This window comes from Candidatus Galacturonatibacter soehngenii, from assembly GCF_008830185.1.
GTDB classification, from domain to species: Bacteria; Bacillota; Clostridia; order Lachnospirales; family Lachnospiraceae; genus Lachnotalea; species Lachnotalea soehngenii.
In genome coordinates this window covers 1,065,186-1,077,767 of record NZ_WAGX01000005.1, presented here as the reverse complement: position 1 = coordinate 1,077,767, position 12,582 = coordinate 1,065,186, and the positions used below count along the sequence as shown (strand labels likewise).

9 protein-coding genes are annotated in these 12,582 nt (G+C 35.7%); 8 read left to right on the top strand and 1 reads right to left on the bottom strand.

Going from position 1 to position 12,582, the window contains the following annotated elements; all coding sequences use genetic code 11:
• Positions 1 to 46 precede the first annotated feature (46 nt).
• From F7O84_RS12375 to F7O84_RS12350, 6 genes are all read left to right on the top strand, one after another.
• Positions 47 to 1,291, top strand: a complete 1,245-nt coding sequence (locus tag F7O84_RS12375; protein WP_151146727.1) for an IS30 family transposase — start codon at positions 47 to 49, stop codon at positions 1,289 to 1,291.
• A gap of 404 nt (positions 1,292 to 1,695) precedes the next feature.
• Positions 1,696 to 4,620, top strand: a complete 2,925-nt coding sequence (locus F7O84_RS12370; protein ID WP_151145615.1) for a glycoside hydrolase family 3 protein — start codon at positions 1,696 to 1,698, stop codon at positions 4,618 to 4,620.
• A gap of 161 nt (positions 4,621 to 4,781) precedes the next feature.
• Complete coding sequence (locus F7O84_RS12365; protein WP_151145613.1) at positions 4,782 to 5,492, top strand: LytR/AlgR family response regulator transcription factor; 711 nt, start codon at positions 4,782 to 4,784, stop codon at positions 5,490 to 5,492.
• A complete protein-coding gene (locus F7O84_RS12360) occupies positions 5,489 to 6,802 on the top strand; it encodes an ATP-binding protein (RefSeq protein WP_151145610.1) in 1,314 nt (437 codons plus the stop codon). Before F7O84_RS12365 ends, F7O84_RS12360 begins: the two co-directional genes overlap by 4 nt.
• A 379-nt stretch (positions 6,803 to 7,181) precedes the next feature.
• Positions 7,182 to 9,599 (top strand): glycoside hydrolase family 3 C-terminal domain-containing protein, encoded by a 2,418-nt coding sequence (locus F7O84_RS12355; protein ID WP_151145607.1) that lies wholly within the window; start codon positions 7,182 to 7,184, stop codon positions 9,597 to 9,599.
• 13 nt (positions 9,600 to 9,612) lie between these two features.
• Positions 9,613 to 10,212 carry a hypothetical protein gene (locus F7O84_RS12350; protein WP_243140883.1) on the top strand — a complete coding sequence of 200 codons (600 nt, stop codon included), beginning with the start codon at positions 9,613 to 9,615 and terminating at the stop codon, positions 10,210 to 10,212.
• Between the two features lie 54 nt (positions 10,213 to 10,266).
• Here F7O84_RS12350 and F7O84_RS12345 read toward each other — a convergent pair whose 3' ends face one another.
• Positions 10,267 to 11,076 (bottom strand): EcsC family protein, encoded by an 810-nt coding sequence (locus F7O84_RS12345; RefSeq protein ID WP_151145604.1) that lies wholly within the window; start codon positions 11,074 to 11,076, stop codon positions 10,267 to 10,269.
• 175 nt (positions 11,077 to 11,251) lie between these two features.
• Here F7O84_RS12345 and F7O84_RS12340 point away from each other — a divergent pair, with 175 nt between their 5' ends.
• Both F7O84_RS12340 and F7O84_RS12335 read left to right on the top strand, forming a co-directional pair.
• The gene (locus F7O84_RS12340) at positions 11,252 to 11,833 is read left to right on the top strand and encodes a TetR/AcrR family transcriptional regulator (RefSeq protein ID WP_151145601.1); all 582 of its coding nucleotides are present in this window, start codon (positions 11,252 to 11,254) and stop codon (positions 11,831 to 11,833) included.
• Complete coding sequence (locus F7O84_RS12335; RefSeq protein WP_151145598.1) at positions 11,830 to 12,573, top strand: CPBP family intramembrane glutamic endopeptidase; 744 nt, start codon at positions 11,830 to 11,832, stop codon at positions 12,571 to 12,573. Before F7O84_RS12340 ends, F7O84_RS12335 begins: the two co-directional genes overlap by 4 nt.
• The last annotated feature ends 9 nt before the right edge of the window (positions 12,574 to 12,582 follow it).

Here is a 12,582-nt window from a genome sequence, read left to right as displayed (position 1 = left end):
ATTTGACGGTTACCGTTTACAGATTGAAAGTGGACTAAAGGAGGATATGACTTTTACCGAGATAGGCAAGGAGCTTTTGCGCGACAGAACTACGATTACAAAAGAAGTTCGCAACTATGCAGTAGAGCAATGGAGTGGATATTCAGTCTATCCCCATAATGTATGCAAGTATCGAAAAGGATGTAAGAGAAAAAAAGTGTGTGGAACCAACGAATGTAAGCATCCAATGGTAACCACATGCAGACAGTGTGAGCGTCTGTGCAACAGGTATTGCGAACAGTTTGAGGAAGAAGTGTGTACCAGCAGATTTAAAGCGCCCTATGTATGTAATGGATGCAGTGAAGTGAAGAAATGTACATTGACGAAGACAATCTATGACGCATTGGAAGCCCATCGTCAGGCATCGAAAAAGATTGCACAATCAAGAAGTGGGATTCTTTCTACGGAAGGAGAAATTGCCAGACTAAATGAAATTCTAGTTCCGCTGATCAAACAGGGACAGTCCATACATCAGATTTATTTAAATAATAAGGATGAGCTGATGTGCAGTGAAAAGACTTTATACAATTACATAGACGGAAGTCTGTTTGATGTGAGGAACATTGATCTCCCACGGAAAGTAAAGTATCGTCCACGTTATAAAAAACCAGAACTAAAGGTAGACAGAGGCTGTCGAGTTGGAAGAAACTATCATGATTATGAAGTGTATCTGGAGCAGCATCCTGATACGGCAGTGACCCAGATGGATTCTGTGATAGGAAGCAAAGGTGGAAAGGTTCTGCTTACGGTATTCTTTGTAGAAACGTCCTTGATGCTTGCATTCCTAAGAGATTCCAATACCTCTAAGTCAGTAATTGATATTTATGATGAGCTATATAATTGGCTGGGAGGACAAGAATTTCGAAAGTTGTTTCCGATCATTTTGACAGACAACGGAAGTGAATTTTCTAATCCCAAGAGTATCGAGTATGGTCCAGATGGAAAAGGATTCCAAAGAACCAGAATCTATTACTGCAATCCAAGTGCCCCCTATCAGAAAGCGGAAATAGAGGTAGGGCATGAATTCATAAGAAGGGTATTGCCAAAGGGAAAAAGTTTTGATGAATTGACGCAGGAAGAAATCAATCGGATGATGGATCATATCAATTCCTATAGAAGAAAGAAACTGAATGGGAAAAGTCCGTATGAAGCATTCTGTTTTTATTATGGAAAAGACCTGGCTGATAAATTAGGATGCCACGAGGTTGACGCCAACAGCATCAATTTAACGCCGGGTCTTTTAAAAAAGTAGCAAGATAATCGGAAGAAGAAACCACTGGCTGGAACGAAAAAAACAGATACCAGCAGACGTGAATTTCGGAGTACAAAATTTGTAAGCCAAAAGTGACGTCCGGTTTTTGTGCGCCCAAATTATCCTGTTACCAGAGATTATACCATGAAAAGCAATAGAAAAACGGGAAAGTCATAACAATTGTGGAACTTCGATTACAAATTTTGAAGGTTGATTACAAAATGTGAAACTCGTTTACAAAACGGGAATCTCGTTTTACATTTCACCCCTACAGTGCACTTTATTTGTGCTAAGCTTCCACTTGTGTAAAAAAAGATACAGTTTATGAAATATAGCGTATATTAGGAGAATTATATGATATCTTACTGTAGAGAGTATTACATATAATACTAGGAGGAAATAATATGGAAAAGAAAAGTTGGATTAAGAAACTATTCATCATTCTTTTGGTAATTGCAGTAATAGCAGGGGGAATTGGGTTTGCACTTTATACATTAAGCCAAGATGAAACGTTAAACATGGCAGATGTTTATGCAACCATTGGGACAATATTACCGTATTTTATACCATTTGCTATTCTACTTGTGTTAACCATTGTTTTAGGAATACTTTGGAAAAATAAGAGCGATAAAGTACGCTATATGCTAAAATGGCAGAGTATTTTAGGTCTTACATTAGTATTTGCGATAACTGTAAATGTAGTTTGTTTTGTTCCGATGCAAAGTATTTTAAATCTCACTTTTTATAAAGTGGATGGGGTAAGTGAAGAAGCGGCAGCAAGTTCTAAAGCGCTTACGGAACAAATAGGAAAAGAAGGAACTGTACTATTAAAAAATACGGACGGGATGCTTCCATTAAGCCAAGATGTAAAGAAATTAAATGTATTTGGCTGGGCATCTACCAATCCTTGCTATGGAGGAACAGGGTCAGGTTCTGTTGATACTTCGACTTGCGTAACCTTATTACAAGGTTTAACTAGCGCAGGATATGAATTAAACACGGAATTAACCAATTTTTATACCGATTATAGCGCTACACGTCCTGAGGTGTCTATGTGGGCACAAGACTGGACATTAAAAGAGCCTACAAAAGATAGTTATTCAGACAATTTGATAACGAATGCAAAAGATTTCTCGGATTATGCTGTTGTAGTAATCACAAGAGTTGGCGGTGAAGGTGCAGACCTTCCAACCGATATGTCAGCCGTAACGTATGAAGGAAATCCAGGAGATTTTGAAGCGGGTCAGACCTATCTTGAACTATCAAAGACAGAAAAAGACCTTGTGGACCTTGTGACAGAAAATTTTGAGCAGGTATGTGTTGTAATTAACTCCGCAAATCCTATGGAACTTGGTTGGGTGGATGAATACGATGAAATCAAAAGTGTTCTTTGGATGGCAGGACCTGGAGAAACTGGATTTAAAGCACTTGGTTCGATTTTAAATGGAGAGACAAATCCATCTGGTAAATTAGTTGATACATATGTATATGACTTAAAAGAAACACCAAGCTTTCAAAATTTTGGTGCTTTTGCCTATGATAATGCCGAAGGTTACACCTTTTTAAACTATGTCGAGGGAATCTATGTGGGCTATCGCTTCTTTGAAACCTATTATCTTGATAATGAAGAAGGATATCAAAAAGCTGTACAATACCCATTTGGATATGGATTAAGCTATACCACGTTTGAACAGACAATGGGTGAATTAAATAGAGATTTTGATGGTAATATCAGTTTCGATGTCACAGTAAAAAATATTGGTGATAAAGCTGGAAAAGATGTTATTGAAGTATATTATACAGCACCTTATACAGAAGGTGGAATTGAAAAATCAGCTGTTGATTTGATTGAGTTTGCAAAGACAGATGAACTTGCGCCAGGTGAAAGCCAGACTCTTTCTATTACCTTCAATGAAGAAGAAATGGCTTCTTATGATACCTATGGAAATGGCTGTTATGTATTAGAAGCAGGAGATTATGATATAAAGATTATGTCAGATTCTCATACACTTATTGATAAAAAGACGTATACAGTAAATCAGGATATTGTCTATAATGAAAGCAATAAGCGTACCAGTGATGCGGTAGTAGCAACCAACCAATTTGACTTTGCAGAAGGTGATGTGACATATCTTAGCAGAGCAAATAATTTTGAAAATTACGATATTGCAATTGCTGCGCCTTCTAATTATTCAATTAGTGCCGAAAATGCAGCAAACTTAACGAATGTAGAAACTTACGTAATTGAAAATAACGAAGAAGATACCATGCCTACAACAGGGGCAAAAAATGGGGTTAAATTACATGAACTTAGAGGATTGGATTATGATGATCCAAAATGGGATACGTTATTGGACGAATTAAGTATAGATGATATGAAGAACTTAATTACGTACGGAGGATATCAGACAAGTGAGATTTCTTCGATTGGTAAAATTTCTACAACAGATGCAGATGGTCCAGCAGGATTTAGTAGCTTTTTTAATACAGCAATCCGCGGAACGGCTTTTCCTGGTGCAGTTATGATTGCGGCAACCTGGAACAAAGATATTGCGTATGAACGTGGAGTTGCAATGGGCAATGAGTCAGATGGTATTGAAGTATCTGGTTGGTATGGACCAGCAATGAATATTCATAGAAATGCTTTTGCAGGACGTAACTTTGAATATTATTCAGAAGACGGTGTATTATCTGGTATCATGGCTGCTAATGAAGTAAGTGGAGCGGCAAGTAAAGGGTTGTATGCATATATCAAACATTTTGCATTAAATGATCAAGAAACAAATCGTCTTGCATTACTTTGTACCTGGTCAAACGAGCAAGCAATTCGAGAAATTTATTTAAAACCATTTGAAATTGCAGTGAAAGTTGGAAAAACAGGTGCAGTAATGTCCTCCTTTAACTACATTGGAAACCAATGGGCAGGAGGGTGTAAAGAGCTTCTAACGAATGTTCTTAGAGATGAATGGGGATTTAGAGGTTTTGTTATCACCGATTATTTTGGCGGTTATGGATTCATGGATGCAGATAAAGCCATTCGTGCAGGAAATGACTTAATGCTTTCTACAACTGGTGAAAATGGTGCAACACCTGATGACACGCAAAGTGCAACAGCAGTTACTTCTCTAAGAAAAGCAAGTCATAATATTTTATTCACAACCGTGAATAGTAAGGCTTATGAAAACTATCAATCAGGATTGCATTTGCAAAATTGGATGAAGACAGCAATTGCAATTGATGTATTACTAGCTGTAATATTGATTGCTTTGGAGGCTGTGATTATACTAAATTATCGAAAGAAAGAAAATGGAAACCTATCAATTGAATAATACGTTACGATAAAGCCTTATGGCTTTGTTGGTAACAAGGATACTGTGCAGAAATAGATATTGCCAAAAAGACTGGCAATATCTATTTTCACGAACAGACATAGGAAAAAAGCAGTTCTTATTGTATAATGATAGGAATACAAGCAGGAGGAGGTATCAAGATGATTCGAATAGCCCTTGTAGACGATGAAGAATCAAGCATAAAACAGTTAACCAAATATCTAATTCAATATCAAAAAGAGCGAAACGTTACCATGCAAATTGAAACATTTTCGGATGGTGATGAAATAGTTGAAAATTATAAAGCGGAATACGATATGATTTTACTAGATATTGAGATGAGATTTATGGATGGAATGACAGTAGCTTCGTTAATTCGAGAAAAAGACCCAGAAGTGGTTATTATCTTTATAACAAATATGGCGCAATATGCAATCAAAGGTTATACAGTGAATGCAACCGATTATGTTTTAAAGCCTGTATCCTATTTTTCCTTTTCCCAACGTCTAGATAAAGTAATCAATCGAATTAACCGAAAGGTAAATAAATTTATTGCAATATCAGTAAAGGGTGGCACGGTAAAATTATATATTTCTGATATTTGTTATATTGAAAGCCAAGGACATCGACTTATTTTTCATACCATGGAACAAGAATATGTGACCTTTGGGACAATGAAAGAGGTAGAGGAAAAATTAAAGGACATGTATTTTTTTCGTTGTAACAAAGGGTGTCTTTTAAACCTTTCCTATGTGGATAGTGTAATAGATGGATGCGTGATAATAAAGGGAGATAGACTGGCAATTAGCAGAGCTAGAAAAAAAGACTTTACAGAAGCGTTGACTAATTATCTTGGAGGAACATTGCAATGAATCATGTTACGCTTACAGAAATCCCAAGAATATATACTGGAATAGCAGAATGGGCGGCTTGTAGTATTTACATTGCTATTTTAAAGAAAAAGTTTCATGGCGCTTATTTAATAATCATAATGTCGATTGCACTGTTTTTACAGTGTTTTACGCAATTAGTAGTTGGAATGTTTCCAAAGTCATTATGGATTTTTGGTATGTTACTTGCAATTGGCATGATGCTACTTTATTTTTATTTTTGCTGTGATTTGAATTGGATGAATGCAGGATATTATTGCGTTCGATCCTTTATTCTTGCGGAATTTGCCGCATCTTTAGAATGGCAGCTTTATTATTATATTGTGCAAAGTACGAACAACAACCATATTTTACTAAATGGTCTTGTGTTATTTCTTGTTTATGGGACAGTCTTTTTTGTGATTTATTTATTAGAAAGAAAACATATGTATCTTCAACAAGAGCGAACCACCATAAGAGAGTTGATTTTTGTAATTGTTGTTGGAGGAACGGTTTTCTTTGTTAGTAATTTAAGCTTTGTGTATGCCAATACTCCGTTTAGTAGTCAGATTACAAGAGAAATCTTTAATATCAGAACATTAGTAGATTTTAGCGGACTTACCATTTTATATGCGTATCATATATTAAGAAGAGAAATGCAGGCGAAATACGACCTAGATGCTATGCGTAATATTTTACAAAGTCAGTATGCGATTTATCGAAAATCAGGTGAGAGTATCGATATTATTAATCGGAAATACCATGACCTAAAGCATCAGATTGCAGTTCTTCGTTCAGAAGAGGATTCTCAAAAACGTCAGGCTTTTTTAGACGAAATGGAAAGCGAAATTAAAATGTATGAAGCACAAAATAAGACGGGTAATTCAGTGGTAGACACTATACTTACGAGCAAAAGTATTACCTGTCAAAAGCACAACATAGAGTTAACTTGTGTCGTAGATGGAAAACTTCTAAATTTCATGCACGTAATGGATATCTGCACCATTCTTGGAAATGCACTGGATAATGCAATTGAGTGTGAAATACAAATCGAAGAACAGGAAAAAAGGTTAATTCATGTTGAGGTCCTATCAAAAAAGGATTTTATTGTACTTCGTTTTGAAAACTATTTTGAAGGAAAGCTAGAGTTTGAAGATAATCTTCCTGCTACCACAAAACCCAATAAAGAATACCATGGATATGGAATTAAGAGTATTCAATACACGGCCAAAAAATACAATGGGTGGGCCACGATTAATAAAAGAGAAAACTGGTTTGAGCTAACGGTGGTCATTCCAGCTAACAAGGAATAAAAAGAATGTGATGGGAATGTCACATTCTTTTTTCCGTTTATGCTTAAATTCAAACCGTTTGTGCTAAAAAAATATCCCTTTCAAGATATATGATATGATGTATTTGAAAAAGTATCATATTTGTTTTACGATTTGCCTTGTGTAAAAATCCCTTCGATTATGAAGCAAATTATTCAAAATTGAAGGAAAAATGAATGAAAGATGAATTAAATTATTCGTTATTTTGATATGAGAAAAGAAGCAGTTTGTGAAATGAATCAAACAATTTGTGTAATGCTTTAAAATAATTATGAAGACCATGGTATGATAAAGCAACAAAATAGCGTAGTTAATAGACCTAGACTTGCGTTATGCAGATTAAGAAAGGGTATGAAGTTATATGGTAGATTTAAAAGACTTAATAAGTAAAATGACATTAGAGGAAAAGGCTTCTTTGTTATCTGGAAAGGATATCTGGGAGACAAAAACGATTGCGCGTCTAAATATTCCTACAGTTGTATTATCGGATGGTCCTCATGGTGTAAGACGACAAGTAGGTGCAGGAGATCATCTGGGCTTAAATGCCAGCTTACCAGCAACCTGCTTTCCGACAGCGGCAACGATTGCAAATAGTTGGGATCCTTCGGTGGCAGAACAAATTGGGGCTTGTATTGGAGAAGAGGCATTGGTTCAAGGAGTTGGAGTTGTGCTTGGTCCTGGAATGAATATGAAAAGAAGTCCTCTTTGTGGTCGAAATTTTGAATACTATAGTGAAGACCCTTACTTATGTGGAAAAATGGCATTAGGATTTGTAAAAGGAGTGCAAAGCAATGGTGTATCCGCATGTCCGAAACATTATGCAGTAAACAGTCAAGAGTTACGAAGAATGTCAAGCGATTCCATACTGGATGAGCGAACGCTTCGAGAAATTTATCTGACTGCATTTGAAATGGTAGTAAAAGAAGCCAAACCAAGAAGTCTTATGACTTCTTATAACAAAGTAAATGGAATTTATGCAAGTGAACATGAAAAATTACTTCAAGATATATTAATGGATGAATGGGGATTTGACGGTTTTGTGGTAACCGATTGGGGTGGCTCAAACAACCATGTGGAATCGGTTCGAGCAGGAAATCATCTTGAAATGCCGACAACAGGTGGAGATAGTGACAGGGAGCTTGTTGACGCTGTAAAAAGTGGAAAACTAGAAGAAGAATTACTAAATCAAAGAGTAGAAGAATTTTTAAAGGTACTATATGAAATAAAGCCAGCATTTGAGAGAAATAAGAGTAATGATTTAAAAATAGAAGACCACCACAAAGCTGCACAAAAAGCAGCAGCTGAAAGTATTGTGCTACTTAAGAATGAAGATAGTATTTTACCACTTTCTTCTGCTTGTAAAGTAGCAGTTATTGGTGATTTTGCGAAAACTCCACGTTATCAGGGAGCTGGTTCTTCTATTGTGAATTGTACAAAACTAGATAGTACCCTTGATGTTTTAAAGGGATTTGATTTAGACGTTGTTGGCTTTGAAGCTGGATATGAGAGAAATGGTAAAATGGATGATCGTATGCAACAAGCCGCAGTGGAACTAGCTCAAAAGGCTGAGGTTGTTCTTTTCTACATGGGACTTGATGAAATCAGTGAGACAGAAGGGCTTGATCGAACTCATATGCAGATTCCAAGCAATCAGGTTGCGCTTCTTAGCAGACTCTCGAAAGTAAATAAAAATATTGTTGTAATATTGTCTGCGGGTTCTGCCATTGAAATGCCTTGGATTAGTAACTGTAAGGCAGTACTTCATGGATACTTGGGTGGCCAGGCAGGAGCTGGTGCAATGCTGCAAGTGATAACAGGAGAAGTGAATCCAAGTGGAAAACTAGCCGAGACATTACCAATTAAATATGAAGACACACCAACGTATCAATACTTTCCTGGAAAGGAATATCATGCAGAGTACCGAGAGGGGCTTTTTATCGGCTATCGATATTATGATACAGCAAACATTTCAGTGCAATTTCCTTTTGGATACGGTTTAAGCTATACGACGTTTGAGTACTCCAACTTAAAGGTAAGCCAAAATCAAGCTACATTTTGTATTAAAAATACAGGGATACGCGATGGTGCTGAGGTAGTCCAGCTTTATATCCATGCGAAAGATTCTGATGTATACCGCCCATTTAAGGAATTAAAGGGCTTTACCAAAGTCTTCTTAAAAGCTGGTGAAGAAAAAGAACTTACGATTACACTTGATGATAAAGCCTTTCGCTATTACAACACGGGAAATAGCCAGTGGGAGGTTGAAGAAGGTGAGTATGAAATCTTAATTGGAGCTTCTAGCAAGGAGATTCGATTAAAAGAAACCATTTTTATAAAAGGAAGCAAAGCAAAACTTTGGTATGAAAAGGATTCCATGAAGCCTTATTATACAGGTCAGATTCAAACCATTAGCGATAGGGAATTTGAGTGTTTATTGGGAAGGCAGATTCCTAATAGACGTTGGAATGAACAGGGACTTTTAGATGTAAACGATGCGTTATGTCAAATGTACTATGCAAAGAGTGGGTTAGCAAGGTTAGCATATAAGATTCTTCATACCTTAAAAGTACGAAGTGAAAAAAAAGGAGTTCCTAATTTAAATGTTTTGTTTATTTACAATATGCCATTTCGAGGCATAGCAAAAATGACAAATGGTGTTATCACAATGGATATGGCAAATGAAATGGTTCGCATGGTTAATGGACAATTTTGGTCAGGTTTAAAGGGTTTTATAAAAGGATATTTTAGAAATAAAAAGGCACAAAAAAGTATGAAATAAGGAGGGATAAAGTTTGGAGGACATAAAGTACAACAACAAAATAATTGAGACTTGGAATAAATTTAAGCAAAAGCATCCAAATTTAGTTCAATTTCTTGTTTTCTTTCTAATTAGTAATGGTGTAACCGTATTACAGATGGTAGTAATGCCTTTGATTAAGTATATATTTGGATTTACAACGTTAGTAAATACTGCTTTTCAAGTAATACCAATTGGAGCAAATGTAGATGGAAGCATTTATTATGTTTTTGATTATGCCGCTGGTGCGCTTGGAGCTGGCGGAGGAGGTGGATTGGCTTACTTTTTAGCGGTGGAAATCACGCTGCTTCTTGCACAAATAATTAATTTCTTTTTACAAAGAAATGTTACCTTTCAATCCAATACAAGTGTTTATAAGGCAGCCTTTTGGTATTTAATTGCATGGATTCTAATTTCGGTTGGTGCATCTGCTTTACAAGGTCTATATAAAGCACCTATATATACATTGCTTATGAGTAAGCTTGGTGCATCTTTTGGTATGACACTTGCAGATATTGTAACTATGCTAATAAATAGTGTGATTTCGTTTTGGGTGTTTTTCCCAATCATGAAACTTATATTCAAACAAAAATAAGGTATAACGATAGCCAAGATTCTTTATGAGTCTTGGCTATGTTAAAATAAGTGATTACTTTTGTTGCTCTAATATCTTTTTTTGCAAAAATCGTTTCTTATATTTGACTTTCGCGTATTTTCCTAATTTATGAATGATAACAGGATTGACAGTGCCACCAAGGATTCCAACGATTGGGATTCCTTGTATTACCTTTGCGGTAAGTAAAGTAGTGGATAAAAGTGTTGAGGTTTCTTTCATAATCTCATCCAAATCATAAGTAAGTACGAAAGCAGAGTCGATGCTTCTACCAATCGCGTCTATTTTTTCGGAATACATTTTTTGCGATTCGCCCTTTGATAATGCACCACAGATTATAGATAGCATAAATATTTTCTCTTCCTGTGTATTATAAGGGTAGCCGTAATGCAATGCGATTTCATTAATCGTTTTTACCATAACGGAAAGAAAGATGGGAATATCAGCAAGTCCAATGCCAAGTAGACCAAGTACACCGCCCTCAACGGCAGCAATGGATTGATTCAATGCCTTTGACTGGTTGGAAGAACGATCCATTCTCTTTATGTGTCTTTTACTGGAATGCTTGTCAACGGCATAATTATTTAAGTCATAATCAATTTCTAGTTTCTCCTTATTATACGTCTTTTCTATGACTGGAGAGCCCTTTTCAAAAACAAGCATAAAACCCTTATAAAAGGCAGTATCAAGTCCTGTTCTTATCTTGGTAGGTATTTTTTCTTGTAATTTATCAAGCGCAGGCTTCATCTTTTCTTTGAACAATGCATTTTCTTTTTGATTTAATATTTTATTTTCTTGTTTTTGCGTTTGGTTAAATTGTTTTATCAACATATCACGTTTATCCATGTTTGTCCTCCGAATTCCTCCTGTTATTTTACTATAAACGTATTACAGTTTACATTAAAAGTAAAGGTGTTTTTTGTATGAAATAATAGTAAAAAGATTGACAGGAAAAAAACATTTGTTTATAATAGGTAACATGCGTTACGTAACATAAATTATTTAATGACAGGAGTTTTTTATGCCGCCAAAAATTAAGATTTCAGAAGAAGAAATATTAGAGGAAGCCATATTGCTCATTCGAGAAAAGGGATATACCAATTTGAATGCAAGAGACCTTGCCAAGAGACTTGGTTGTTCGGTTCATCCAATCTTTCGTGCCTTTTTATCAATGGATGGATTAAAGGAAGCAGTTTATCAAAAAGTTGAGCAGATTTACAACAACAAGATGATAGAAGCAGGAAAACAAGAGGGCGGATTTTTGCAAATGGGTCTTGCCTACATTGATTTTGCAAAAAGAGAACGAAATCTTTTTCAATTGCTGTTCATGTCAGAAGCATTTCAAAAAAAGAGTATCATGGATATTGTTGGTTCAACGCAAGGTGATGATGAGGTAATTGCTATGATTTGTCAAATGTCAGGTCTTTCAAAAAAAGGGGCCAAGGAGTTATATGCTGGTATTTGGCTTACGACTCATGGTATAGCAGCCATGTTTGCAACAAACGGATGCCAATATAACGATAATGAAATCAAGAGACTTTTAGATAATTCCTTTATGGGATTAGCTATGAAATTAAAGAAAGAGGAAGAAAAACTAAAATGAAAAACAAAACATTTCGAATCAAACATCCTTATGCAGCAGCTAGTTTAATAGGTATTTTATGTACATTTTTGACTGCACTTAGTATGGCAATTCCCCAAGCTATGAGACATGATACTTATATGATTTATTTTATAGCGGCAATTAGCCTTGTCATTTCAGCTAGTCTAGGTGTCCTCATCATGAAAAAAACGGACATTAGTCTTGGTACATATGGCTTTTCGTTTCGTAGTAAAGACAGTTTTCAAAAGATTTGGTGGTACGCACCTTTGATTCTAATGGAAATTCTTCCTCTTGTCGTATACGGGTTTAGCAATAAGATATTACCCTATCAGTATCTGATAGTAGCATTTTTAACAATTGCAGTCGGCTTTAACGAAGAGATATATTTTAGAGGATTAATCCTTCAGTTTCTTACTGTAAAGGGAAGAAAACAGACAATTATCGGATCTGCAATTATTTTTGGTGTTTTGCATCTTACCAATGCATTCAATGGCAAGAACCTGCTTTACCTTATTTTACAAATGTCATTTGCCTTCTTAGTTGGATTTGTTTTGGCTGAACTTGTAAGTATTACAAAAAGTCTTTGGGTGGTTATAATCTGGCACGCCAGCCATGACTTTATAGCCATGACAACAGAGGGAGAATTGGATACAAAAGCATTGCTCATTCTTTTTATACAAGTCTTATTGCTACTAGTCTATGCAATTAAGATATGGAAGGAAAGTACAATAGAAGAGTAGTACAGGATT